This is a genomic window from Rhodanobacter sp. Root627 (assembly GCF_001427835.1).
Classification (GTDB): domain Bacteria; phylum Pseudomonadota; class Gammaproteobacteria; order Xanthomonadales; family Rhodanobacteraceae; genus Rhodanobacter; species Rhodanobacter ginsenosidimutans.
This window is the reverse complement of record NZ_LMGW01000004.1, coordinates 295,764-320,919: the sequence shown is the minus strand read 5'-3', so window position 1 is coordinate 320,919 and position 25,156 is coordinate 295,764. Positions and strand designations below refer to the sequence as shown.

At 67.7% G+C, this 25,156-nt stretch carries 16 protein-coding genes; 6 read left to right on the top strand and 10 right to left on the bottom strand.

Features of this window, described 5'->3' with window-relative positions:
* The first annotated feature begins 169 nt into the window (after positions 1–169).
* Positions 170–2,533, top strand: coding sequence for a GH92 family glycosyl hydrolase (locus tag ASD68_RS16030; RefSeq protein ID WP_056608583.1), 2,364 nt, complete (start codon positions 170–172; stop codon positions 2,531–2,533).
* 25 nt (positions 2,534–2,558) lie between these two features.
* Here ASD68_RS16030 and tsaA read toward each other — a convergent pair whose 3' ends face one another.
* On the bottom strand, positions 2,559–3,104 hold the full coding sequence (gene tsaA / locus ASD68_RS16025; RefSeq protein ID WP_056608580.1) for a tRNA (N6-threonylcarbamoyladenosine(37)-N6)-methyltransferase TrmO: 546 nt from the start codon (positions 3,102–3,104) through the stop codon (positions 2,559–2,561).
* A 209-nt stretch (positions 3,105–3,313) separates the two neighbouring features.
* Between tsaA and ASD68_RS16020 the strand changes: the two genes are divergently transcribed.
* On the top strand, positions 3,314–5,083 hold the full coding sequence (locus tag ASD68_RS16020; RefSeq protein WP_056608577.1) for a diguanylate cyclase: 1,770 nt from the start codon (positions 3,314–3,316) through the stop codon (positions 5,081–5,083).
* On the opposite strand, the gene ASD68_RS16015 is transcribed toward ASD68_RS16020, so the two are convergent.
* Positions 5,076–5,609: a hypothetical protein gene (locus ASD68_RS16015; RefSeq protein ID WP_007080369.1), complete on the bottom strand. Its 534-nt coding sequence runs from the start codon at positions 5,607–5,609 to the stop codon at positions 5,076–5,078. The genes ASD68_RS16020 and ASD68_RS16015 overlap by 8 nt on opposite strands.
* Positions 5,610–5,780: 171 nt before the next feature.
* On the opposite strand from ASD68_RS16015, the gene ASD68_RS16010 reads away from it, so the two are divergent.
* Entirely contained in the window at positions 5,781–7,469 is a 1,689-nt protein-coding gene (locus tag ASD68_RS16010; RefSeq protein ID WP_056608573.1) for a glycosyltransferase family 39 protein, read from the top strand.
* A 32-nt stretch (positions 7,470–7,501) separates the two neighbouring features.
* Here the strand turns inward: ASD68_RS16010 and ASD68_RS16005 are convergent, their stop codons facing one another.
* The gene (locus ASD68_RS16005) at positions 7,502–8,101 is read right to left on the bottom strand and encodes a YrbL family protein (protein ID WP_162247424.1); all 600 of its coding nucleotides are present in this window, start codon (positions 8,099–8,101) and stop codon (positions 7,502–7,504) included.
* A gap of 114 nt (positions 8,102–8,215) precedes the next feature.
* On the opposite strand from ASD68_RS16005, the gene ASD68_RS16000 reads away from it, so the two are divergent.
* A complete protein-coding gene (locus tag ASD68_RS16000; protein WP_056608567.1) occupies positions 8,216–10,207 on the top strand; it encodes an LTA synthase family protein in 1,992 nt (663 codons plus the stop codon).
* A gap of 53 nt (positions 10,208–10,260) precedes the next feature.
* Here the strand turns inward: ASD68_RS16000 and ASD68_RS15995 are convergent, their stop codons facing one another.
* Positions 10,261–10,728 (bottom strand): Dps family protein, encoded by a 468-nt coding sequence (locus ASD68_RS15995; RefSeq protein ID WP_056608564.1) that lies wholly within the window; start codon positions 10,726–10,728, stop codon positions 10,261–10,263.
* 136 nt (positions 10,729–10,864) lie between these two features.
* On the opposite strand from ASD68_RS15995, the gene hrpA reads away from it, so the two are divergent.
* Entirely contained in the window at positions 10,865–15,034 is a 4,170-nt protein-coding gene (hrpA, locus tag ASD68_RS15990; RefSeq protein ID WP_056608781.1) for an ATP-dependent RNA helicase HrpA, read from the top strand.
* Positions 15,035–15,106: 72 nt separating this feature from the next.
* Here hrpA and ASD68_RS15985 read toward each other — a convergent pair whose 3' ends face one another.
* From ASD68_RS15985 to ASD68_RS15970, 4 genes are all read right to left on the bottom strand, one after another.
* The gene (locus tag ASD68_RS15985) at positions 15,107–16,471 is read right to left on the bottom strand and encodes a GTP-binding protein (protein WP_056608561.1); all 1,365 of its coding nucleotides are present in this window, start codon (positions 16,469–16,471) and stop codon (positions 15,107–15,109) included.
* Positions 16,472–16,483: 12 nt separating this feature from the next.
* On the bottom strand, positions 16,484–17,044 hold the full coding sequence (locus ASD68_RS15980) for a YceI family protein (RefSeq protein ID WP_056608558.1): 561 nt from the start codon (positions 17,042–17,044) through the stop codon (positions 16,484–16,486).
* Positions 17,041–17,622, bottom strand: a complete 582-nt coding sequence (locus tag ASD68_RS15975; RefSeq protein WP_056608555.1) for a cytochrome b — start codon at positions 17,620–17,622, stop codon at positions 17,041–17,043. The genes ASD68_RS15980 and ASD68_RS15975 overlap by 4 nt, the downstream gene beginning before the upstream one ends.
* Positions 17,623–17,788: 166 nt before the next feature.
* On the bottom strand, positions 17,789–19,270 hold the full coding sequence (locus ASD68_RS15970; protein WP_056608552.1) for a GTPase: 1,482 nt from the start codon (positions 19,268–19,270) through the stop codon (positions 17,789–17,791).
* A 135-nt stretch (positions 19,271–19,405) separates the two neighbouring features.
* On the opposite strand from ASD68_RS15970, the gene ASD68_RS15965 reads away from it, so the two are divergent.
* On the top strand, positions 19,406–23,002 hold the full coding sequence (locus tag ASD68_RS15965) for a hybrid sensor histidine kinase/response regulator (protein ID WP_056608548.1): 3,597 nt from the start codon (positions 19,406–19,408) through the stop codon (positions 23,000–23,002).
* 138 nt (positions 23,003–23,140) lie between these two features.
* Here ASD68_RS15965 and ASD68_RS15960 read toward each other — a convergent pair whose 3' ends face one another.
* Entirely contained in the window at positions 23,141–23,560 is a 420-nt protein-coding gene (locus tag ASD68_RS15960; protein WP_056085515.1) for a DNA polymerase III subunit chi, read from the bottom strand.
* 84 nt (positions 23,561–23,644) lie between these two features.
* Complete coding sequence (locus ASD68_RS15955) at positions 23,645–25,132, bottom strand: leucyl aminopeptidase (protein ID WP_056608546.1); 1,488 nt, start codon at positions 25,130–25,132, stop codon at positions 23,645–23,647.
* Positions 25,133–25,156: the final 24 nt, after the last annotated feature.

The following is a 25,156-nucleotide window of genomic DNA, read 5'->3' as shown; positions in this document are numbered from 1 at the left end:
GCCACGCTGTGGTTCAGGCACGCTTTTCCGTCGTCCCGAACCGTTCGACGTGGCGTATTACACTCGGCCGACACTGGCCGCAGGTTCGACGCTCCCGAACGGCGAGCGACAAAGCCGGCGGCAACCGGGCGTCGAAAGCCGACGATCACTAACCCACGGTGAGAGTGCCATGTCGTCAACCAGAATTCTCATCCGCCGCCATGGGCGTCGGATCGCCATCGCCCTGCTGACGCTGCCCGGCCTGTCCGGTATGTACGCCGCGCATGCCGCGAGCGTGGGTACGGACGCCTGGTCGGCGGTCGATCCGCGCATCGGCACGGGTGGCGATGGCCACACCTTTCCCGGCGCCACCGTACCGTTCGGCATGATCCAGCTGAGCCCGGATACGGCGATGCCGGACTTCAAGCATGCGTACAAATGGGCGGCCGGTTACCAGTACGGCGACAGCAGCATCATGGGTTTTTCGCATACGCATTTTTCCGGCTCCGGCCATTCGGACCTGGGCGACGTTTTGCTGATGCCGATTGCCGGTGACATGCGGCTGGAGCCGGGCGACCCGGCCAGGCCGGGCAGCGGCTACCGCTCGCGCTTCTCGCATGACAGCGAAGTGGCGCAGGCTGGCTATTACGCGGTGACGCTGAGCGACTACGGCGTGCGCGCCGAGCTCACTGCGGGGCGCCGGGTCGGCTGGCATCGCTACACCTTCCCGGCGGGCAAGCCGGCGCACGTGCTGCTGGACCTGCGGCCCAGCATCTACGACTACACGGGCAAGGTGTTGTGGGCTAGCCTGCGCGTGCACGACGACGGCACGGTCACCGGCTGCCGCACCACGCGTGGCTGGGCGCCGGGGCGCGAGCTGTGCTTCGCGATGCGCTTCTCGCAGCCGATGGTTTCGCGCCGATTGCTCGATCGCGAAACCGATGTCGTCTACAAGGGGTTCAAGGGGCCAGGCAACCAGCCGGTGGACAACGATGCGCAGAACGGCCGCGCGCTGGTCGGCGTGTTCGATTTCGGCGCGTTGAAGAAGCCGCTGGAGGTGAAGGTGGCGATCTCGCCGGTGAGCGAGGCCAACGCGGTCGCCAATCTGGACCAGGATGGCGTCGGCTGGGATTTCGACGCCCGCCGCGCGGAGGCGAAAACCGCCTGGGCCAAGGCGCTGGCGGTGGTCGACATCGATGCGCCGAAGACGGCAAGAACGCAGTTCTACACCGCGCTGTACCACGCGATGCTGTCGCCGACGCTGAGCATGGACGTCAACGGCGATTACCGCGGGCCGGATCATGCGGTGCATCGGGCGAAGGATTTCGAGTTCTATTCCACCTGGTCGCTGTGGGACGTGTATCGCGCGCAGCAGCCGCTGATGGTGTTGCTGCACCCCGCCCGCAGCACGGATTTCATCCGCTCGCTGATCGCCGCGCGCGAGGCCAGCCCGTTCGGCATCCTGCCGGTGTGGGCGTACCAGGGGCTGGAGACGTGGTGCATGATCGGCTACCACGCGGTGCCGGTGATCGCCGATGCGTACATCAAGGGCGTGCGCGGTTTCGATGCGGAAAAAGCGCTGCAGGCGATGGTGACCAGCGCCAGCTACGGCCCCTACGGCGACCTGGCCGATTACATGAAGCTCGGTTACGTACCGATCGACAAGGAACCCGAGGGCGCCTCGAAAACGCTGGAATACGCCTACGACGACTGGTCGCTGGCGCAGATGGCCAAGGCCATGGGCAAGGCCGACGTCGCCGCCACTTTCGAAAAGCGCGCCGGCAACTGGAAGAACGCGTGGGACCCGCGGACTGGCTTCATGCGCGCCCGCCTCGCCGACGGCACATTCCGCGAGCCGTTCGATCCCACGGCGGCGGGCTACGGCAGCGATTTCACCGAGGGCAACGCCTGGCAGTACTCGTGGTACGTGCCGCAGGACGTGGCGGGGTTGATCGGTGCGATGGGCGGCGACGAGAAGTTTGTGGCCAAGCTCGATGCCCTGTTCGACGCCAAGGTCGACCCCGCGCACTTCAAGCACGTGGAAGACATCACCGGCCTGATCGGCTGGTACGCGCACGGCAACGAGCCCAGCCATCACATTGCCTATCTTTACGATTACGCCGGCGCCGCGTGGAAGGCGCAGGCGCGGCTGAAGCAGATCATGGACAGCCAGTACGCGGCGCGGCCCGATGGCCTCAGCGGCAATGACGACCTGGGCCAGATGTCGGCCTGGTACGTGTTCACCGCGCTGGGCTTCTATCCGGTGACGCCGGGCAGCGACGAGTACGCGATTGGCCGTCCCTTCGTGGCGCGCGCCAGCCTGCATGTCGGCAACGGCCGCACCTTCACGGTCAGCGCCACGCCGCTGGACGATGCCCATCCCTACGTGGGTGCGGTGACGCTCAACGGCAAACCGCTGGCGCGCACGTTCCTGCGTCACGCGGAGATTGTCGCGGGCGGTGAGCTGCACTTCACCATGCAGGCGCAGCCGGACAAGCGCTGGGGTACCGCCGTCTCGGCGCGGCCCGCGTCGATGAGCGCGTACCGGCCGTAACCCGCGGCAATGCGGACGGCGCTTGCTACGAAGCGTCCTCCGGCGGCGCCTTGCGCGGGCGCCGCGGGCCGGGCGCGGATTGCCGGCCCTGCGCCGCATCGATGGCGTCGATCCAGCCGGCGCGCGCGGTGGGGAAGGCATCGGCGTAGGGCACGTAGGGCTTGATGTCGAGAATCGGCGTGCCATCGAGCAGGTCCATGCCGCGCACGCGCAGCCGCGTTTCCTCCACCGCCACCAGCTCGACGGCGGACAGCCCGATCGCGTTGGGGCGATGCGGCGAACGCGTGGCCAGCACGCTGCGCTTGCCGCCACCGCGGGGCGGCTTCACCTCGGCCTTCCAGCCCTCGCTGCGATGGAAGGCGAACACCAGCCAGATGCGCTCGAACCCGGCCAGGTCGCGGAACGCGGCGGCCGGGAAACCCTCCACGAATTCGATCAACGCCTCGGCCGCCGCCGCCGTGGCCGTGCCTGCCACCACGGTGGACTGGTGGGGCGCGTCGATGCGTTGCGTATACGGCGACCGCGCATAGGCGATCGCATGGCAGGGCTGGGAGAAAGGCGTGTCGTGCATGGTCGAAGCGGCTGCGGGGGAGCGCCATTATTCCATTGGCCGAGGTTCCGGTCCGTTTTCGGCTGTCTCCGTGGCGGGCCGGGTGGATCCGTCTGTCCGGGCGGCCACGTCATCGTGTCGAAAGGTGCCGGCGCGGGTTGACGCACCAGTCACGCTCCGTGAGGCCACGATGTGGCATGGTGAAGTGGGCAGTTTCCAAGGATCCGTGCATGACCGACGCTCCCCAACCTGCGGCTGAAGACGCTCGCGCGGAGCGGCTTGCGGCCTTGTCGGCACTGGATACCGAGGCCGATCCGCTGTTCGATGCGCTGGCCCGCAGCACCGCCATCGCGACGGGCGCGCCGATCGCGCTGATCACCCTGATCGACAACGAGCGCCAGTGGTTCAAGGCCAACATCGGCTTCGCCGGCCTGCGCGAGACGCCGCGTGACGTGGCGTTTTGTGCGCAGGCCATCCTCGGTCCCGAGCTGATGGAAGTCACCGATGCCGGCAGCGATGCGCGCTGGGCCGAGAACCCGCTGGTGACCGGGTATCCGGGTATCCGTTTTTATGCGGGGATGCCATTGACGCTGCACGACGGTGTCCGCGTCGGTGCGCTGTGCATTCTCGATCGCACGCCACGCAAGTTGAATGACGAACAGCGCCGGGTCCTGGCGGCTCTGGCCGCGGCCGCGGTAGAGGCGCTGGAATTGCGCATGCTGTCGCTGCAGCGCCAGGCCGTGCGACAACGCCAGCGCGATGACGCCGTTTCGGGCCTGGAGGCGGCGAAAGCGATGGCGGCGCTGCTCGCCCGCACCGACCGGTTGATGGGCGCGGGGCGCTGGTCGCTCGATCTGGACACGAAGCAGGTCAACTGGTCCGATGAAACCTGTGCCGTGCATGACCTGCCGCCCGGTCATCACCCGACCTTGACGGAGGCGTTCAACTATTACACGCCCGAAGCCAGGCCGAAGATCGAATTGGCCGTAAAGGCGGCCATGATCGATCCGCATGCAAGCTGGGACATGGAGTTGCCCATGCTCACCGCCAAGGGGCGAAAGATATGGGTGCGCACCATCGGTTTCGCGCAAATGCAGCCGGCACCCGCCCGGCTGGTGGGCGTGGTCCAGGACATTTCCATCCGCCGGCGTGTCGTGGCGGCGCTGGAAGCCAGCGATCGGCGGTTCCGCAAGCTGTTCGAGTTCAGCCTTGGCCTGATCTGCACGCACGACCACGAAGGCGTGGTGCTGTCGGTGAACCCCGCCGCGGCGGCATCGCTGGGCTATTCGGTGGGCGAGCTGCTGGGGCGATCGCTGACCGATTTCATCCCACCCGAACGCCATGCCGCGTTTCACACCTACCTGTTGCAGTTGATGACCAAGGATCGCCACGCCGGCATGCTGGAACTGATTGCCAAGGATGGCGGCCGGCGCGTGTGGCAATACCAGAGCGTGCTGGACGACCAGAGCGACGAACCCTATGTGCTGGGACACGCGCTGGATATCACCGAGCGCTACCAGCAGGAGTTGCGGCTGTGGGACGAGGCCATCCGCGATCCGCTCACCAAATGCTTCAACCGCCGCTACCTGGACAACCTGTCCGACGCGCTCGCGTCCGAGGCGTGGGGTTGCATCGCCATCGACCTGGATCACTTCAAGCAGATCAACGACCAGTATGGCCATCAGCGCGGCGATGAGGTGCTGGTGGCCATGGCCAGATTCCTGTTCAGCCATGCCCGGCGCGACGACCCGGTGGTGAGACTTGGTGGCGACGAGTTCCTGCTGCTGCTGCGTGGCGCGGATGGCGAGGCGACCGCGCGGGTGGCGCGCGAGATCGAAGCGGACCGTGCCTCCGCGCCGATCGGATTCACCTTTGGTGCCGCCAGTTTCGGGCACGGCGTGTCGCTGTTCGACGGGCTGGGCGAGGCGGATCGGCGGCTTTACCAGCGACGGGCGATCGATCGCGCGCCTTCCTCCGGCGCCGCCGATCGGGTCAGCTGACTTCGCTGCCCAGGCGCAGGTTGATGCCCAGCGCGGTGGCCAGCTCGCGCATGGGTTCCGCGTCGCGGGTCAGCGTGATCCAGCCGGCGTGGCTGTCGTTGTCGGCTTCCCACGTCCACAGCGTGTAGCCGTATTCGGCCAGGCAGTCGTAGGCGGTGCCCAGCAGCGAAGCGCCATCCATGTCCTCGAAGAAGTCGTCATCGGCCGGGTCGCCGTTCCAGTCGATGGACAGGTTCCAGCGGGCGCACAACTCGTCGATCACCTGCACCAGCGCCCGCGAATCGCCGGCGTCGATGTGAAAGCCGGAGCGCCAGTCGATCACGTGGGCCATCATGTGGACCGGTTCGTAGCTGTCCTCGGCCATCGGCGCCACCGTCTCGCGGTAATCGTCGAACTGCTGCAGCGCGGTGTCCTCGTCGCCCGGGTTGATCAGCTGCAGCAGCTGCCACACCAGTGCTTCCACGGAGGCATCCTCGATGTCGTCGAACGCGTCGTCCGCATCGTAGTCGTCGTCGGAAACACTCATGGGGCACGTCTCGGGGGGAGGATGCCTATGGTTGCGCGTGCGGGCGGGATTGGAAAGCCTGCCGCGCCGGCCTAAGCCGATCCTAACGTCGACGCTGCACACTGCTCCTTTCCCGCCTCAGGTACGCGCCGGCTTTTTGCTAGAGTCCCGGCGCAGACAACGGACTGAAGAATGACAACGATCGACGACGATACGCGTGCCCGGCGCATGTTCTGGTGGTTCATGGCGGTGGCGCTGGTGGTGCTGGCCGCGGGCATCGGCCTGCGCGACCCGTGGCCGCCGGATGAACCACGCTTCGCGCTGGTCGCGCACCAGATGCTCAGTTCCGGGCAGTGGCTGTTCCCGCATCGCGGGATCGAGCTGTATTCGGACAAGCCGCCGCTGTTGATGTGGTGCGAGGCGATCACCTTCTGGCTTACCGGCGGCTGGCGCGGCGCCTTCCTGCTGCCCTCGCTGCTGGCCGGGCTGGGCAGCCTGCTGGTGGTCTACCGCACCGGGCGGCGCCTGTGGAACGCGCGCATCGGTTTGCTGGCGGCGGTGCTGCTGCTGGCGGCGATCCAGTTTGTCGATGTGATCAAGCACGCGCAGATCGACCCGCTGCTGCTGTTCTGGGTGACCATCGGCAATGCCGGCCTGCTGGTGCATTGCCTGCGCGGCCCGGATTGGCGGGCGTACTGGCTGGGCTGCTTCGCGGCGGGGCTGGGCGTGATCACCAAGGGCGTCGGCGTGCTGGTACTGCTGATGCTGCTGCCGTACCTGTTTGCGCGGCTGCGGCACTGGCCGGGGGTGACGCAAACCCGCGGTGATGGCTGGCGCTGGGCCGCGGGTGCGCTGGCGTTCCTGCTGCCGATCGCGCTGTGGCTGGTGCCGATGCTGGTGGCGGCCTACGGTTTCAACACGCCCGAATACATCGCCTACGTGCAGGATCTGCTGTTTCGCCAGACCGCCCAGCGCTACGCCAATTCATGGGCCCATGCGGAGCCGGCCTGGTTCTTCCTGCTGGTGATGGCGCGCGACTGGTTTCCGGTTTGCCTGCTGATCCCGCTGCTGTTGCCGGCATGGCGCGATGCGCTGCGCGGCCGTGAGGCACGCGTATTGCTGCCGCTGGCGTGGTGGTTGCTGGCCTTGCTGTTTTTCAGCATTCCCTCCGGCAAACGCGAGATCTACCTGTTGCCGGCGTTGCCGATGGTGGTGCTGGCGATGGCTCCGTTCGTGGACGGGCTGCTGGCCAGGCGCTGGTTTTCGCGGGCGGCGTTCGCGCTGGGCGTGTTGATGGGCGTGGTTTTCCTGGCCGCCGGTACCTGGGCGCTGTCAGCTCATCCGCGCGCCGCGCAGCGTATCGCCGCCGGGTACGAACTGCCCGATGGTGGCGCCGCGTTGTGGTGGTGCGCGATCGGCGTGGGCGTGCTGTTTGTGCTGGCGGCGGCGTGGTTCCGTCCCCGCCGTGGCGTGCTGGCGTTGCTGGTGGGGCTGGGTGCGGCGTGGGTGGGCTGGCCGGTCAGCACGTACCCGCTGCTCAATGACAACCAGTCCGTGCGTGCGCTGATGCGCAGTGCGGATGAGCGGATCGGCCCCGACGGTGAGCTGGCGCTGGTGCAGTGGCGCGAGGAGCTGCTGCTGCAGGCACGGCGGCCACCGGTGGAATTTGGCTTTTCGCGGCCCGCGGCGCAGCAGATGCACGATGCGCTGGCATGGCAGGCGCAAGCGCCGCAGCGGCGCTGGATCCTGGTCAACAGCGACGCCTTGGGCCCCTGCGTGGACCCGGCGCGGGTGGTGCGACTGGGCGTGGCCAACCGCAATGCCTGGTGGCTGTTCGATGCGGCGGCGGTGAAGCCGGGTTGTTCGATGGCGTCGCAATGAGCCGGCGGCGCCTCACGCAACGCCGGTGGCGCTCAGGTCACGCCGGCCTGGCAACGGCGCACCAGCCGCTCGAATTTCCGGCGATTGACGGTGGCGTTGTGGCGACGGCTCATGGAGCGGTGCGGGATGATGTTTTTCTCGCCGAAGCCGTCGATCATCATCAGCCGCGGCGCGGTGCCGTCGTTGCTGCCGTAAACCATGTTGAAGGCGTGCAGGTCGGTGGCGATCACGTTGTGCCGCAGCAGCGCGGCGAGCAGGTCGTCCAGCGCCTGGCGCATTGCGGCGGTGAAGCCGTCGCGGCCCAGCCAGGTCGCCAGCGTGGGCGCCAGCGCGCCATCGGCACCGAGGATCTTTTCCACCACCAGGCCCACGCCCAGGTCGGTGTCGGCCAGGCCGATGACCGCCGCCAGCGGAGTCGGGCCCGGGTCGGCGTGGCGCGAGGCCAGGTATTCCTTGAACTCGCGCACGTAGCCGCGATACGGGCCGGTGCGCGGCCATCGTGCTGTCGCCGCGGCGTTTTCGATCAGGTCGGTGCGGACCACCTTCACCAACTGCCCCGGCTGTTCCGGGTGCTGGTACACCTGCCGGTGCTTGCCGGTGGCGATCGGCGTGGCCTGGCTGAGTTGAAGCATGCGCGGCATCCCTGTTCGACTGGACGGTCATTGTGCGGCAGCGCCGCAACGATCGCATCCCGCGGCGCACTCATGGCGCTGCGCTAAACTGCACGGCTTCACCGGAGACTTCGTATGCGACGGCTTTCCTGGCGCTTCTTCGCGGCCACCATGGTTCTGCTGACGCTCAGTCGGCTGGGTCTGTCGGTGTGGCTTTGGTCGCGGGTGCAGCCGGCGGGTGGGCTGTGGCCGATCCTGTTCGGTGGCTGGCGCATCGACCTCAGTTTCCTGGCGATGATCTGCGCGTTTCCCATCCTGCTGTCGCCATGGCTGGGTCATCTCGCCTGGCCCACGCGCATCACCGCGTGGTGGTACCGCGTGTGGTGGCTGCTGTTCGTGCTGCTGGAAGTGTCCACGCCGCAGTTCATCCTGGAATACGACACCCGCCCGAACCGGCTCTACATCGAATACCTCAACAGCCCGCACGAGGTGTCGGCGATGTTGTGGCACGGCTACAAGGGCGTGCTGTTCTTTGGCCTGATCGTGCTGGGTCTGCTGGGCTGGTGGGGCTTCCGCTGGCTGCGCACGCAGCCGGTCGATGCGCGCATGAAGCTGGCCTGGCGGCCGGTGGTGACGGCGGTGGCGTTTGCCGTATTGCTGCTGGCCGGGCGCGGCACGCTGGAGCATCGCCCGCTCAACGCGTCGATGGTGGCCTTCAGCGACGACAGCATGGTCAACACGCTGCCGCTGAATTCCCTCTACAACGTGGCCAACGCGATCCGCGGCATGAGCAACGAGCGCTCCGCCGCGGCCGTCTACGGCAAGATGCCCGAGCCCGAGATGCAGCACATTGTGCGCGAGGCGGCGGGTTTCACCGGCCCCATGCTCGACCCCAAGTACCCCAGCATGCACCGCCAGCAGGCCAGCGCGAAGCCGGCCAAGCCGCTGAACCTGGTGATCATCATGGAGGAGAGCCTGGGCGCGCAGTTCATCGGCACGCTTGGCGGGCAGCAGCTGTCGCCGCAGTTCGATGCGCTGTCGAAACAGGGTTGGCTGCTGGCGCGCACCTATGCCACCGGCACGCGCTCGGTGCGCGGGCTGGAAGCGGTCAACACCGGCTTCCTGCCCACGCCGGCCGAGGCGGTGCTGAAACTGCCGCGCAGCCAGCGCGGCTTCTTCACCATCGCCGGCTTGCTGGGCGAATACGGCTACCACTCGCGCTTCATCTACGGCGGTGAGGCGCATTTCGACAACATGAAATCGTTCTTCCTGGGCAACGGTTTCGACGAGGTGATCGACCAGCCGAAGTTCGAGGTCAAGCCCGGTTTCACGGGGTCGTGGGGCGCATCCGACGAGGACATGTTCAACGAGCTGCACCACCGCTTGATGCAGGACGGCGACAAGCCCAACTTCACGCTGGCGTTCAGCGTGTCCAACCACACGCCGTGGGAATATCCGGCCGGCCGCATCAAGGCCACCGAGCCCGCGGCCAGCGTGCAGAACACGGTGCGTTATGCGGACTGGGCGATCGGGCAGTTCTTCGAGCGGGCGAAGAAATCGCCGTACTGGGACCACACCGTGTTCCTGATCGTGGCCGACCATGACGCCCGCGTGTTTGGCGCCAGCCTGGTGCCGGTGCGGCATTTCCACATTCCCGCGCTGATCCTGGGCGCGGGCGTGCCGGTGCAGCGCGACGAGCACATCGTCAGCCAGATCGACCTGGCGCCCACGCTGCTGTCGCTGATCGGCATCAGCAGCGTGCACCCGATGCTGGGCGCCGACCTCACCCGGCGTTATCCGGACCGGGCGATCATGCAGTACGGCGACAACTACGGTTACCTGAAATACGACCAGTTGGTGGTGCTGCAGCCGCACCAGAGCGCGAAGCAATTCCACTACGACGTGGGCGCCGAAACGCTCACCCCGGTGCCGCTCGACCCGACGCTGGACAAGCTGGCGCTGGCGCACGCGCTGTGGCCAAGCTGGGCCTACTTCAACCAGCGCTATGTGTTGCCGCCTGCCAGCGAGCAGCATGCGGTGCCGGCCACCGCCGGCAGCGCGGCCAAGCCGGCGGTGGTGCCGATCAAGGTGAACACGCCCGATTGCTGCGTGACGCGGCAGCTTTAGAAAAACAAAAACCCGGCATGACGCCGGGTTTTTGTTGTGGAAGCGCGGAAAACTCAACGCAGCAGCGAGCGCAGCATCCAGGCAGTTTTCTCGTGCTCCTTCAGGCGGCCGGTGACCATGTCAGCGGTGCCCTCGTCGCCCGCCTTGTCGGCGACCTTGATCGTCTCGCGGGCGGTGGCGGCGGCGATCTCGTGGCCTTCCACCAACTGGGCGACCATGTCCTTCCATTCCGGCACGCCGGCCTCTTCCTTGATCGAGGTGAGCTTGCCGAACTGGCTGTAGGAACCCGGCGCGAACACGTCCAGCGTGCGGATGCGCTCGGCCACTTCGTCGGCGGCCAGCCACAATTCGTTGTACTGCGTCTCGAACATCGCATGCAGGCTGTTGAACTGCGGGCCGGTGACGTTCCAGTGGAAGCTGTGGGTCTTCAGGTACAGCGAATACGTGTCGGCCAACAGCTTGGACAGGTTCTTGGCGACCGCTTCGCGATCCTTTTTGGCAATGCCGATGGAAATGGCCATGTGTCGCTCCTTCTTGGTGATCGATGCGATGGACCCACAGTAGCGGGGCGACCGCCGTTGGTGAAATGAAACCTTTGTATGCCGCCGATAGCTTTCGACTATCAGGCCGTCGCCAGCAGTTATCATGCGCGGTTCGATGAATGCCTCCGACCCGCCCACTCCCGAATCCGCCGCCGATCCCGGCCTGCGCAAGCTGCGCGGGCAGCTGGACACGGTGGCCAGCCGCGACTTCGGTCGCCTGCTGGGCCGCTGGCGTACGCTGTCGCGCCGGCCCGATGAGAACAAACTGGCGGCATTGCGCGCGGATATCGAGCGGTCGGCGGCAAAACGCCGCACGCGCGTCGCCGCCAAGCCGGCGATCCGGCTGGACGACTCGCTGCCGATCAGCGCCCGCGCCGACGACATCGTCAAGCTGATCCGCGAGCACCAGGTGGTGGTGATCGCCGGCGAGACCGGCTCGGGCAAGACCACCCAGCTGCCCAAGCTGTGCCTGGCCGCCGGCCGCGGCGAGGCCGGCATGATCGGCTGCACCCAGCCACGCCGGCTGGCCGCCCGCTCGGTGGCGCGCCGCGTGGCCGAGGAACTGGGCACACCGGTGGGCGACATCGTGGGTTTCCAGGTGCGCTTCAACGACCAGGTGTCCGAGCGCAGCCTGATCAAGTTCATGACCGACGGCATCCTGCTGGCCGAAACCCAGGGCGACCCGTGGCTGAGCGCGTATGACACGCTGATCATCGACGAAGCCCACGAGCGCAGCCTCAACATCGACTTCCTGCTGGGCTACCTGAAGCAGTTGGCGGCGAAGCGGCCACAGCTGAAGGTCATCGTCACCTCGGCCACCATCGACACGGCGCGCTTCGCCGAACACTTTGGCGGTGCGCCGGTGGTGGCGGTGGAAGGGCGTGCGTATCCGGTGGAACTGCGCTGGCGCCCGGTGAATGGCGCCCGCCCACCTGTGGGAGCGACTTCAGTCGCGATGGACGGCGCGAGGGAATCCGGATCGCGGCTGAAGCCGCTCCCACAGAAAGCCTCGTTCCAGCAAGGCAGCGCCGAACACATTGCTGCCGTGCTGGACGAAATCAGCCACGACGACCCGCGCGGCGATGTGCTGATTTTCCTGCCCGGCGAGCGCGAGATCCGCGACGCGCACCAGCTGCTGTCGCGCCGGCAATACCGCGAAACGGAGATCATGCCGCTGTACGCGCGGCTTTCCGCCGGCGACCAGGATCGCGTGTTCAGGCCCGGCACCAAACGTCGCGTGGTGCTGGCCACCAACGTGGCCGAAACCTCGCTCACCGTGCCGCGCATCCGCTACGTGATCGACACCGGCACGGCGCGGGTGAAGCGCTACAGCCAGCGCAGCCAGCTCGAACGGCTGCACGTGGAGCCGGTTTCGCAGGCCGCCGCCGACCAGCGCAAGGGCCGCTGTGGCCGCGTGGGGCCCGGCATCTGCTACCGGCTGTACGACGAGGTGGATTTCGCCGGCCGCGCCGCGTTCACCGATCCGGAACTGCTGCGCTCGTCGCTGGCCAACGTGATCCTGCGCATGCTGGCGCTGAAGCTGGGCGACGTGGAGCAGTTCCCGTTTCTCGACGCCCCCGATCCCCGCGTGGTGGCCGACGGCTATCGTCGCCTGGCGGAGATCGCCGCGATCGACGACGGGCGCAAGCTCACCGCCATCGGCCACACCCTGGCGCGGCTGCCGATCGACGTGCAACTGGCGCGCATGCTGGTGGAAGGCGAGAAGCTGCACAGCCTGCGCGAACTGCTGACCATCGTCTCCTTCCTCAGCATCCAGGACCCGCGCGAACGCCCCGCCGACGCGCGCCAGCAGGCCGATACCGCGCATGCGCTGTTCGCCGACCCCAAGTCCGATTTCATCGGCGTGCTGAACCTGTGGCGCGCCTATCACGATGCCCACGAGGAACTGACCCAGTCGAAGCTGCGCGACTGGTGCTCAAGGCATTTCCTCAGCTTCATGCGCATGCGCGAATGGCGTGAGTTGCATCGGCAGTTGTTGCTGGTGGTGGCCGAATTGGGGTGGCGCCTTTCCTCCGCGACCCCGTCGGGCAAGGGGCCGGTTCCGCGAGATAGTGGAAAGAAGAAGCACGTCCCCCATGAAGCGCCACGCAAGCCCCGACCCCTCTCCTCAATCCTCTCCCCAGAGGGGAGAGGAGGCGAACGCGAAGAGCAGGTTGCTGATGAAAAAGACGCTGCGCGTCTTTTTGAATCCATCCACCGCTCGCTGCTCGCCGGCCTGCCCACCCAGGTCGGTCGCAAGGACGAGAAGGGCATCTACCAGAGCACCCGCGAGCGCAAGTTCCACGTCTTCCCCGGCTCGGCGCTGTCGAAGACGCCGCCGAACTGGATCTTCAGCGCGCAGATCCTGGACGTGGGCGGGCGCGTATGGGGCATGAGCAATGCGCGGGTGGAACCGCTGTGGATCGAGCAGCAGGCCGCGCACCTGCTGCGCACCACTTGCCGTGAGGCGCACTGGTCGAAAAAGCGTGGCTGCGTGGTGGCGTACGAACAGGTGAGCCTGTTCGGGCTGGTACTGGTGGAGAAGCGGCCGGTGACGTTCCAGCGGCAGGACCCGGCGCTGGCCCACGCGATCTTCCTGCGCGAGGCACTGGTGCGTGGCGACATCGACAGCAAATCTGATTTCGTGCGGGCCAACCAACGGGTGCTGGAAGAGGCGTTGGGCATTGAGGCAAAGCAGCGACGCGAAGGCTTGATCCGCCATGAAGATGATCTGGTGGCGTTCTTCGAAGGCAAGCTGCCCGAGGACATCGCCAGCAGCCGCGCGCTGGATGCGTGGTACCGCAAGGCGCGTCCCGCCGAGCAGGCGGCGCTGCGCTGGTCGCTGGATGATGTGATGGCCGGCGGCGCGGGGCTGGATGCGAAGGCGTTTCCCGCGTGGCTGGACATCCCGCCGCTGGCCATGGATGGCCGAGTGTCGCGGGCGCAGGATGCGCAGGAGCGACCGCAACGCTACAAACTCGAATACCGCTTCGTGCCCGGCGACGAGGCCGATGGCGTCACCCTGCACCTGCCGCTGGCGATGTTGAACGCGCTGCCGGCCGCACGGTGCGAGTGGCTGGTGCCGGGCCTGCTCAGCGAAAAAGTGGCCGAGCTGATCCGCGGCCTGCCGAAAACCCTGCGCCGCAATTTCGTGCCCGCGCCGGATTTCGCCCGCGCCTTCGTCGAGGCCGAAGCGCCGCGCGACGCCTTGCTGGCGAAGGTGCTGGCCGGTTTCCTGAAACGCACCACCGGCGTCGACATCGACGCAGCGGCTTTCGACGCGGTCGAGTTGCCGGCGCATTTTCTGATGCGCTATCGCCTGCACGAGGGCGATGCCGCAAAACCCGGCAAGACCCTGGCCAGTGGTCGTGACCTGGCCGAGCTGCGTGGTCGTTGGGAAGGCCAGGCGCGCGAGGCGTTCTCGCGCAAGACCGACATCGAGCTGACCCGTGAGGACGTGGCCAGCTGGGATTTCGAGGAGATCCCCGCGCAGGTGCGCTCCGAAGGTGGCCTGGCCGCGTTCCCGGCCCTGGTGGACTTGGGCGAGACCGTGGCGCTGCGCGTGTTCGAGCGCAGCGACGAGGCGCGCGCGGCACACCGACAAGGTGTGGTGCGCTTGCTGCGCAACGCGCTGGCCAGTGAGGCGAAGCAGGCGCGCCGCCGCTTGCCGATCGCCAACCCGCTGTCGCTGAAATACACGCCGCTGGGCAGCATCGACAGCCTGCGCGAGGATCTGGTGGAAGGCGGCTTCACCGACCTGCTGGCGCGCCACGCACTGGATGCGCGCACCGCCGGCGATTTCGAAAAATTGCGCACGCAGTTGTCGCGCGAACTGTTCGGCGCCGCGGTGGAGCGGCTGAAACTGGCCGAGCCGATCATCGAGGCACAAGCCGATCTGAAGCCCTGGCTGCAGCCGCCGCTGATGGGCTTTGCCCGCGCCAGCTACGACGACCTGCACGAGCAATTCGATGCGCTGCTTACGCCCGGATGCCTGCGCGAGTTGTCGCTGGAACGGCTGGCCCACTACCCGCGCTACCTGAAAGGCATGCGGCTGCGCGCCGAACGGCTGCGTCAGGACCCGGCCAAGGATCAGCAACGCATGCTGCAGGTGATGCCGTACTGGCGCGCCTACCTGCAACATCGCGCCGCCGGCGTCGATGCGCAGGCGCTGGCGGAACTGCGCTGGCTGATCGAGGAGTGGCGCGTGTCGCTGTTCGCCCAGGAACTGAAGACGGCCGAACCGGTGTCGGCGAAGCGCCTGGCCAAGGCGCTGGGGGTTCTGTAGGAGCGGCTTCAGCCGCGACGGGAAGTGCAGCGGTGCGTGGTCGCGGCTGAAGCCGCTCCTACAGGTGGCGTGTTATCCCCGTTGCGACTTCAACCGCTTCAGGATTTCCCCGCGCGCCTCGCGCAGGATCGAATCGCGATCCAGGCTGGCTACGATGTCGGCGACGGCGCGCTTGGCGCCGGCGTCGCCCCAGGATTTGCCGCCGACCAGGTAGCGTTCGGCGGCGCGGCCGATCAGTACCGTGGCATACCAGCCCAGCGCGCCCTGCGCCGCGGCGGTCACCAGTACGGACAAGCCGGCGCTCATGCCCTTGAGCGCGGAAGCCACCAGTTGCATGCCCCAGATGGCGCCCATCAAGGCGGCCAGCTGCGCCGAGATCACCGCCACCAGCCGGCCGGATTCGGCACGCGTCAGCGGCAGGCCATAGATGCGCGACAGCTGCACCACCATCGCCGCATCCAGCCCCGCGGCGGCCAGCAGGTCGGCCACGGGAATCGGGTTCAACGCCACCGCCACGCCCTTGGCCAGGCAGTAATGGCGGATCAGCCGGGTGGCCACCTGTTGCCGCGTCTGCGCGATGCGGGCGCTGACCTGGTCGGTGAGCCGGCCCGCATACAGGCCGGCGTTGATGGCCGACAGCGTCTTGCCCTCATGCGCGGCGATCGCCAGCAGGCGCTCGCGCAACGCCGCCACGTCCGGGGCAGGAGCGCGTTGGTGGACGGTTTCCTTGCCCTGCGCGTCGACGTCGATCACGCGTTGCGCTGCGGGTAACGCGGCCGCGGCCAGCACGTCGTCGGGGCGTACCAGGCTAGCCACGCGCTGGCGCAGATGATCCAGCAGGTCGGCCAGTTCATCGGCGCCGTAGCGATCGGCCTTGTTCAACGCCAGCAGCAGCGGGCGCTGGGTGGCGGCCAGGGTTTTCAGGGCGTCCAGTTCCTGCCGGGTGAGGTCGCCATCGCAGACGAACACCACCAGGTCGGCGATCTCGGCCACATCGAAAGCCAGCCGCTCGCGCGCTTCGCCATCGAGTTCGTTGATGCCCGGCGTGTCGATCAACACCAGGCCGTCGTGTTGCGCCTCGTCCAGCAGCGCCTGGCCGGCCTCGGTGGTGGTGCCGTGCAGTACGCCCACGGGAAACGCCTGGTGACCGAGCAAGGCATTGCCCAGCGCCGACTTGCCCGCCGACACGCGGCCGAACACGGCGATGTGCAACTCGCCGCGCTCCAGTTTCGCCAGCATGCTTTCGATGCGAGCGAAATCCGCCGCCAGTTCGCTGCGCACCGCGGCGGGAATGGTGGAATCGTCCAGCAGGCTGCGCAGGCTGTCGGCCACGCGCGACGACCCGCTGGACGCGCGGGCTTGCGGCGCTGTTTCAGGATCGCGCGGCGTTGGCCGGACGAGTCCGCGCAGGCGCTGCCACAAGCTGTCGATAGCCAATGCCGCGCGCCGTTATTTCGCGGTCAGTTGCAGATGCGCGGTGACCTTCACGTCGGCGCCGATCACCGACGTGTCGGCGTACTCGCCGCCGCCCACGCCGAAGTCGAGCCGATGCACCACGCCATCCACATCCAGCGTGGCGCCCTGGGCGGCCGGCTGGAACGTCACGTCGAGGCTTACCGGCTTGGTGACGCCGCGCAGCGTGAGCTTGCCGTCGGCGATGACCTGCGCGCCGTTGCGGCGGAAACCGGTGGTGACGAAGTGGGCGGTGGGGAATTTCGCCACGTCGAAGAAATCGCTGCCGGGCAGGGCGCCGTCGCGATCGCTGTCGCCGGTTTTCACGCTGGCCAGGGTCACCGTGACGTCGAACGCGGCATGGGCCATGTCGGCAGGGTCGTAGCGTATGGCCGCGTTCCACGTGTCGAAATGGCCGTTGAACGTTTCGCCCTGGAAGCTGCCGCTGAAACCCAGCGTGCTGGCGGCCGGTTGCACGGTGTAATCGGTGGCGGCGGCAAGGCCGGGCAAGGCCAGCGCCAGCAGCAGGGCGACAGATAACAGGACGGGGCGTTTCATCGGCGGTCTCCTTCGGTATCCGGAAGCGGGCGCGGGCGACCGAACGGCAGCATCCTGCGCAACACATTGTCGTTGTCGAACACATGGTGTTTCAACGCGGCGCCCACATGCGCCACCAGCACCAGCAGCAGAAACCAGAACAGGTACTCGTGCACACCGTGGGCGAAGTGGCGCAGCGTGTCGTCCTTCGGCACCAGCGCGGGCAGGTTGAACTGCTTGAACCATTGCAGCGGCTTGCCGGTGACCGAATTGAACCACCAGCCGCTGAGCGGTATCGCCACGATCAATGCGTACAAAAAAGCGTGCACCGCCCGCGCTGACCATTGTTGCCAGCGCGGTGCCGGCTCCTCAGGTGGCCGACCATCGAACCACCGCCACAACAGGCGCAGCAACGCCAGCGCCAGCACGGTGAGGCCGATGGATTTGTGCAGCGCCAGCCAGTTGATCTTCTGCATCGGTGAATGGGAGAGATCCATCAGCAGGCCGAACGCGCCGTTGCCCAGGATCGCCAGCGCGATCGTCCAGTGGAAGGCCTTGGCGATCGCGCCCCATCGATCGGTAGTGCTGCGCAGTTTCATGCGATGTCCTGCAGGCGGAAATGGATGGCCGAAGTCTGGCTGACGGGTAGTGAAGCTGCCAGTAGCAGATCGACGAACGGTGTGTCCCCCCTGTAGGAGCGGCTTCAGCCGTGATGCTTCTGCTCTGGGGGGTCAAAAAACAGAAGCATCGCGACTGAAGTCGCTCCTACAGGTTCTTGGCGGGTGGTGGTGCGTTGCGCTCGCGCACGGCGTCGAGGGTGAGCGCGGCCAGCTGACGCAGGCGTGGGCCGTCGGCGTCGGTGAGCAGGGCTTTCAGGCGGGCGCCGGCATCGTCCTGGTCGAGGGTGTTGCGTTCGGCCAGCGAGGCGGACAGCGCGCGGCCCATCGCGTCGAAAATCAGCGCGTAGGCGAAGGCGTGCAAAATGCCGCCGCCCAGCGTGCCCAGGCCGGGAAACGCCTTCAGCGCATTGCCGGCCACGGCCAGCACGATCGAACTGCCGGTGCGCAGGGTGAGCCGGGCCTGGCGCACGAAATCCTCGATCTGCACATCGCTGACCGGCACCTCATGCAACTGGGCCAGGGCGCGAGTGAGGCCGGTGGCGAGCACACCCTGGATCACCAGGTCGCTGCCCGGCGCCACCGCGGCCAGCGCGCCCACCACGGCGCGGCGGGCGTATTTGCGCACGATGCGCTCGGCTTCCTCGGCGCGGCTTTGCGTTTCCAGCGCGCCGGTGCGTTGATGCAGGCCCGCCAGCACGGCGTTCTCGCGCCGGCTTTCCAGGCCTTCGGCGCCGCGGGCGGTGAGCCGGGCCAGGGCGCGCAGCAACGGTTCGATCGCCGGTTGGCGCTGGCGTTCGACGGTTTCGGTGCGGCCATCGGCGAGCGTGCGCTGGAAGCGCTCGCTGCCGCCGGCGCTGATCGCCAGCACCGCGCTGGCGATGCCACGCGACAACTGGCGCAGGTGGGCCAGCAACTGCTCGCGCTCGGTCGCGTCCCATTGGTCGGCCTTGTTCAGCACCAGCAGCAGCGGCTTGCCGAAATCGGCCAGCCAGCGTAGTTCTTCAGCCTGCTGGCGGTTGAGGTCGCCGGTGCACAGGTAGATCACCGCATGCGCCCGCAGTGCCTCCTCGCGGGCCAGGGTTTCGTGCACCTCGCCGCCGGCTTCGCGGCTGCCGGGCACATCGGCCAGCACCAGGGTGCGCCCGTCGGGCAACTGGCCGTCGTGGTGGCGCACCTCGCGCGTGGTGCCGCCGCGCACGTCGCTGGCGGCGATCGCCTGCGGCGCCAGTGCGCGGATCAGGCTGGATTTTCCGGTGGAGATTTCGCCGAACAGCGCCACGTAGACGCGCTCGCTGGCGCGGCGGCGGTCGAGTTCGGCCAGCTCGCTGCCCAGCGCGTCGGTGTCGGCGCCGCGGCTGTGCAATTGGTCGATCCGTTGCTCCAGGCTGCCGCGATCGGGCGCCGCCACCGGTCGGCGCTTGCGTCGCGGCCGCAGCAGCCACCACAGCACCGACAGGCCGGCCGCGGCGAAGATCGCCAGCGCGCCGCCCAGCGTCCATTGCAGCGCTGGGGGCAAGGCCAGGAAACGTTGCGCCAGCGCCAGTGCGCGCTCGGCGGCGGCAAACAGCAGCCACAGCAGCGCCGCCAGGGCCAGTGCGGTGAGCAGAAGTCGGAAGCGTCGGGGCATGCCGGCATTCTAGTGTGCATGCGCCCCGGTAACGGAGCGCCGGGGCCGCGGCACGGTGTCAGGCCGCACGCCGGACGCGTCGGCGCTCGCCGCATGTGGCCGCTTTTGGCATGATGGGCGCCGGGGAGGACATCCATGTTGGCAATGTTCCTGCGACACGCAGTGCGTGCGGCCGCCTTGCTGGTGCTTGCCGTGAACATGGCGTACGCCGCGTCGGCGTCCGCCACTACCGCGCCCGTCGCCGGTGCATCGGTTGTCGGCCCCCTGCCCACGCCGCAATTCCGTCGCTATGGCGTGGCCGATGGCCTGCCCAGCGGGCCGGTGTATGCGGTGGCGCAGGATCGCAACGGATTCATGTGGTTCGGCTCGTCGGCCGGGCTGGTGCGCTTCGACGGCGTCAGCTTCAAGACGTTTCGGCACTCGGACGCCGACCCCGAGTCGCTGCCGGCCAACACCACCTACGCCTTGTTCGTGGATTGCGAAAACCGCATCTGGGCCGGCGGCATTTCCACCGGGCTGATTTCCTACGATCAGCGCAGTGACCGCTTTCGCCATTGGCAGCATGGCGATGCGAAGCCGGACAGCCTCTCCGGCAACGAGGTGTGGAGCATCGCCGAAACCAGCGACGGCACGCTGTGGGTGGCTACCGACCACGGCCTGGATCGCCTGCGTGCCGACGGCAACGGTTTCGATCATCTTGCGCTGGACGCGGCGGGCGAACACGCCGCATCGTTCGGCGAGACCCGCGCGTTGCTGGCCGATGCGGATGGACGGTTGTGGATAGGCGCCAGGCGCGGCCTCTTCCTGCGTCGTGGCGACGGCACTATCAGCCGGGTGCCGATCGATCCGTCCTTCGAGGGCGACGTCGGCATGGCCTGGCACATCGAAGGCGGCCACGGCGAGGTTCGGGTGTCGATGACCGGCGGGTTGCTGGTCATTGGCAGCGACGGCGTGGCGCGCCCCGTGGCGAACAAGGCGCTGGCCGCCCGGCGCATTCCCAGCAGCACGCGCGACGCGCAGGGGCGGTTGTGGATCGGCACCATGGATGGCCTGCTGCTGGATACGGGCGACGGCAGGCTGCAGGCCATCGCCGGCCAGCCGCTGTTGCCGGGCGGGCTGCCCGGCAGCAAGATCTGGCAGACCGCGCTGGATCACGAAGGCGGCCTGTGGATCACCTTCGAGCAATCGAGCGTCGCCTACCTGCCGCCGGACTGGAACGGCTTCGCCCGTTTCACCCATGTGCCGGACGATCCGACCAGCCTGTCCAACATCGCCGCGTCGGCGATCCTGCTGGCGCGCGACGGCCAGTTGTGGGTGGGTGGCGAAAACGGCTGGGTCGACAAGCTGGACGCCACCACCGGCAAGGTCCAGCACGTGGTGCGCGGCGTGCGTGGGCAGATCGTGTGGCTGGCGGAGGATCTGCGCGGGCGCCTGTGGATCGCCAGCCCGGGCGAACTGCATCTGTTCGATCACGGCAAGCTGTCGCCCATCGATATCCGCAAGGCCGGCATCATGCGGCCGGTGATGCTTTGCGCCGCCACCGACGGCCGCATCTACGTGGCGGCCTGGGGCGGCGGCGTCTTCGCCATCGACGCCGACAGTCGCGCCATATCGAAAATACCGATGGAGGACCCTACCGAGGATTCGGTGGCCGTCGACCAGATCGGCTGCTACGCCGATGGGCCGTGGTACGCCAGCGCCGACGGGTTGCGGCGCTGGGATCCGGCGTCGCAGCAGATGGTGCTGGTTGACGGCGTGCCCAGGCATGAAATCCTCACGTTTGCGCGCGATGCCGGTGGCTTCTGGCTGGTGACGCGCAGCAGCATCGACCATTACCGTTACGCCGACGGCAAGGCCCGGCGCGACGATAGCGTCGACATCAGCGCGAAGCCGTTCACGTCGGTGCTGACCGACCTGCGCATCGACCGGACCGGGAATCTGTGGATGTTTGCCAATCCCGGTTTGTGGCAACTGGGCAAGGACAGCCGGCAACTGAAATCGTTTGGTCCGGCACAGGGTTTGTCGAATGTGGAGTTCAACAGCGGTGCCGTGGCGATCGCATCCAACGGCATGATGTTTGCCGCCAACAGCGGCGGCGTGGTGGCATTCCAGCCGGCGCTTTTCCCCGCGTCGGTGCCCGCCGGCTCGCCGCCGCAGGTGACCCTGGCCAGCCTCAACGTGCAGCGTGATGGTGCCATCCACGCGCTGCCACGCGATGGTTCCGTGGTGCCGCTGCACTGGCGCGACCGCGATCTGCGCGTGGAAGTGCGCGTGGCGTCCTACGTCAATCCGGAGGCCAATCGCTACCGCTTCAAATTGACCGGCTTCGACACCAGCTGGGTGGACGTGGACCATCGCGGCGAGCGCGATTTTGCCGGCCTGCCTGCAGGCGATTACACGCTCGAGGTGATGGCCGCCGGCCCGAGCGGCGTGTGGGGACACCTGGCCACGCCGCTGCGCATCCACGTGCAGGCGCCACCGTGGGCGCGCTGGTGGGCATGGGCGATCTACGTGGCGGTGCTGGCGCTGGTCGGCGGCCTGGGTCTGCGCGGGTGGCGCAACCGCATGGCCCAGCGCTATCGCCTGCAGCTCATCGAGCAGCAGCGCGAACTGGCCGAGCAGGCCAGCGCGGCCAAAACGCAGTTTCTGGCCACGCTCAGTCACGAGATACGCACGCCGATGACCGGCGTGATGGGCATGGCGGAGCTGCTGCTGGGCACGCCGCTCAACGCGCAACAGCACGACTACGCGCAAGCCATGCAACGCTCCGGCGGCATGTTGCTGAAGCTGCTCAATGATGCGCTGGACCTGGCCCGCATCGAGGCCGGCCGGCTGGAGCTGGAGCTGGCGCCGTTCGACCCGCGCCAGCTGGTCACCGACGTGGCGCAACTGGAGCAGGGGCTGGCACAGGCCAAGGGTCTGCGCTTCGTGCTGCAGGTGGATGACGACCTGCCCGAACGGGTGGTCGGCGACGCGGTGCGGGTCAAGCAGATCCTGCTCAACCTCGCCAACAACGCGTTGAAGTTCACCCAGCGCGGCAGCGTGACGGTGCGGGCGCAACGCAGCGCCGACGGTCTGCTTTTCAGCGTCAGCGATACCGGTCCGGGCATCCCCGAGGCCAGTCAGGCGCGACTGTTCGAGCGTTTCGAACAGGAGGCGGGGCCGCAGCGGCGCGCGGGCAGCGGCCTGGGCCTGGCGATCTGCCGCGAACTGGCCGACATGATGGGCGGCAGCATCGAGCTGGAATCGCGCATGGCCGGCGGCAGCACCTTCCGCGTGCGCCTGCCGCTGCCCGAGCCGCCGCCAGCGGCGCCGGTCACGCCGGTCGAGGGCAATCGCGCGCGCCGCATCCTGCTGGTGGAAGACGACACCATCGTGGCCGCCGTGTTGCGTGGATTGCTGGAGCAGCAGGGGCACCAGGTCTGCCACGTGGACAACGGCCTGGCGGCGCTGGCCGAACTGCCGCATTCGCGCTTCGACGTGGTATTGCTGGATCTGGACCTGCCCGGCGTGGACGGTTTCCAGATCGCCCGGCTGATCCGCCAGCGCGAGGGCGCCGGTCGACGCCTGCCGATCGTGCCGGTGACCGCGCGCTCGGGCAGCGAGGACGAGGCGCTGGCGCGCGCCGCGGGCATGGACGGCTTCCTGCGCAAGCCGGTGACCGGTGAGCAGCTGGCCGCGGCGTTGATCTGTTACGCCAATATCGACCTCGAGGAAATCGAGCCCGGCTGATGGATCGGTCGGCGGGAGGCACGTTGTGTGGGAGCGACTTCAGTCGCGATGCTTTCGACTTTTCCGAATCCCGAATCCCGAATCCCGAATCCCGTGAAAAGGCATCGCGACTGAAGTCGCTCCCACAGCGCTTGAGGCCTACATGTCGAACTTGCGTACCTCGAAACCTCGCCGCTGGTATTCCTTCCAGCGCGTGCGCGAACCTTCGCGCGCGGACGGGTCGGCGGGCACCACCTCCAGCACGCGCTGGTAGTTGCCGGGCGCGCAGGCGTCGCGCAGGTTCAGCACCAGCGGGCGGTCGGCAGTTTCCAGGCCCAGCGGCACGATCAGCACCGCGGTGGTCGCGTCATCCTCGTCACCGGCCAACTGGTGCGGGATGAAACTGTCCTCGTCGAACGACCACAGCAATTCGTCGACCGCCTCGGCCTGGGCGAAGTCGCGGGTCAGGATCAACAGCGGCTGCTGCGCGGCAAACGCCTTCTTGGTCAGCTCGCAGACCAGCAACAACGGCTGCTCGCGGAAGCGGGGTTTGTCGATCAGGTAGAAATCGGCGCGCATGGTTTTAAAGCCGGGATTCGGGATTCGGGATTTGGGATTCGATGGGGGTGCGGGCTTCGGCTGTTGCCAATCCCGAATCCCCAATCACGAATCCCGGTCGATAAGCCACTGCGCCAGCAACGCAACCGGCCGCCCCGTGGCCAGGCCCTTGCGGCCTTCGTCCCAGGCGGTGCCGGCGATGTCGAGGTGGGCCCAGCGCTGGCCTTCGGTGAAGCGCGACAGGAAGCAGCCGGCGGTGACGGCACCGGCGCTCTTGCCGCCGATGTTGGCGACATCGGCGAAGCCGGAGTCGAGTTGGCTCTGGTAGTCGTCCCACAGCGGCAGGCGCCAGGCGCGGTCGAGAGTTTCCTCACCGGCGGCCAGCAGTTCGGCGGCCAGGTCGTCGTGTTTGCTCATCAGGCCGCTGGCGTGTTTGCCCAGTGCCACCACGCAGGCGCCGGTGAGCGTGGCCGCGTCGACGATGGCCTGCGGCTTGAACTGCTGCGCCGTCCAGGTCAGCGCATCGCACAGGATCAGCCGGCCCTCCGCGTCGGTGTTGAGCACTTCGATGGTGAGGCCGGACAGGCTGGTGAGCACGTCGCTGGGGCGGTAGCTGTCGCCGCCGGGCATGTTCTCCACGCTGGGCACCACGCAGACCAGGTTGAGCTTCAGGCCCATCTTCACCGCGGCCACGAACGCGCCCAGCACGCCGGCGGCGCCGCCCATGTCGAATTTCATTTCCTCCATGCCGGCGCTGGGTTTCAGGCTGATGCCGCCGGAGTCGAAGGTGACGCCCTTGCCGACCAGCGCGTAGGGCTTGTCGCCCTCGCTGCCGCCCTTGTATTCCAGCGCAATCAGCCGCGGCTTGTTGACCGAGCCGCGCGCCACTGCCAGCAATGAACCGAAGCCCAGTTTCTCCATCTCGACTTCATCGAGCACGGTGCAGCTGACCTGCGCCTGCCCGTTGGCGAAGGCCTGCGCCTGTTCGGCGATATGGATGGGGTTGCAGATGTTCGGCGGCAGGTTGGCCAGGTCGCGGGCGAAGCGCACGCCCTCGGCGATGGCGCACGCCTGCTCCAGTCCACGCTGGGCATCGTCGCCGGCAGCGAAGGTGAGCGTGCCCAGCTTGGGCAGCGGGCTCTTGTCGCGCGGCTTGAAGGTGGCGGTGTAACGATAGGCGGCGTAATCGGCCGCCAGCGCGGCGATGCGTACGCGCCAGGCGCTGTCGCGACCGGGCACGTCCAGTTCGGTGAGATATGACACGGCTTCGACCACCGGCAGCTTCGCCAGCGCACGCGCCGCATCGATGCAGGCCTTGCGGAAGCGCGCGCCATCGAACGACTTCTGCGCACCCAGGCCCACCACCAGCACGCGTTTCGCGGCGATGCCCGCCGGCGCGAAAAGCACCACGCAGTCGCCGGCCTTGCCGCTGATGTCGCCGCTTTCCAGCTGGCGCTTGATGACGCCTTCAGCCGCGGCATCGACCTGTGCCGCCGCGCTGCTGAGCACGCCGTGTTCGTACACGCCGACCACCACGCAGGCGCTGTCGACGGTTTCGGGCGCGGCGGCGCCCAGGCTGAACTGCAATGTCATCGGAAGATTCCTGTGTGGGCCCGG

Coding starts and splice junctions, on each gene's coding strand:
- ASD68_RS16005 (WP_162247424.1), bottom strand. CDS start 8,101: ATGCTTCAACTCAGCCAGGCCACGCCGATCGCCACCGGCAAGCACCGG.
- ASD68_RS16015 (WP_007080369.1), bottom strand. CDS start 5,609: ATGAGTGTTTCCGACGACGACTACGATGCGGACGACGCGTTCGACGAC.
- ASD68_RS15970 (WP_056608552.1), bottom strand. CDS start 19,270: ATGCCCCGACGCTTCCGACTTCTGCTCACCGCACTGGCCCTGGCGGCG.
- ASD68_RS16000 (WP_056608567.1), top strand. CDS start 8,216: ATGCGACGGCTTTCCTGGCGCTTCTTCGCGGCCACCATGGTTCTGCTG.
- tsaA (WP_056608580.1), bottom strand. CDS start 3,104: ATGCACGACACGCCTTTCTCCCAGCCCTGCCATGCGATCGCCTATGCG.
- ASD68_RS16010 (WP_056608573.1), top strand. CDS start 5,781: ATGACAACGATCGACGACGATACGCGTGCCCGGCGCATGTTCTGGTGG.
- ASD68_RS15955 (WP_056608546.1), bottom strand. CDS start 25,132: ATGACATTGCAGTTCAGCCTGGGCGCCGCCGCGCCCGAAACCGTCGAC.
- ASD68_RS15975 (WP_056608555.1), bottom strand. CDS start 17,622: ATGAAACTGCGCAGCACTACCGATCGATGGGGCGCGATCGCCAAGGCC.
- ASD68_RS15995 (WP_056608564.1), bottom strand. CDS start 10,728: ATGGCCATTTCCATCGGCATTGCCAAAAAGGATCGCGAAGCGGTCGCC.
- ASD68_RS16020 (WP_056608577.1), top strand. CDS start 3,314: ATGACCGACGCTCCCCAACCTGCGGCTGAAGACGCTCGCGCGGAGCGG.
- ASD68_RS15960 (WP_056085515.1), bottom strand. CDS start 23,560: ATGCGCGCCGATTTCTACCTGATCGACAAACCCCGCTTCCGCGAGCAG.
- hrpA (WP_056608781.1), top strand. CDS start 10,865: ATGAATGCCTCCGACCCGCCCACTCCCGAATCCGCCGCCGATCCCGGC.
- ASD68_RS16030 (WP_056608583.1), top strand. CDS start 170: ATGTCGTCAACCAGAATTCTCATCCGCCGCCATGGGCGTCGGATCGCC.
- ASD68_RS15965 (WP_056608548.1), top strand. CDS start 19,406: ATGTTGGCAATGTTCCTGCGACACGCAGTGCGTGCGGCCGCCTTGCTG.
- ASD68_RS15980 (WP_056608558.1), bottom strand. CDS start 17,044: ATGAAACGCCCCGTCCTGTTATCTGTCGCCCTGCTGCTGGCGCTGGCC.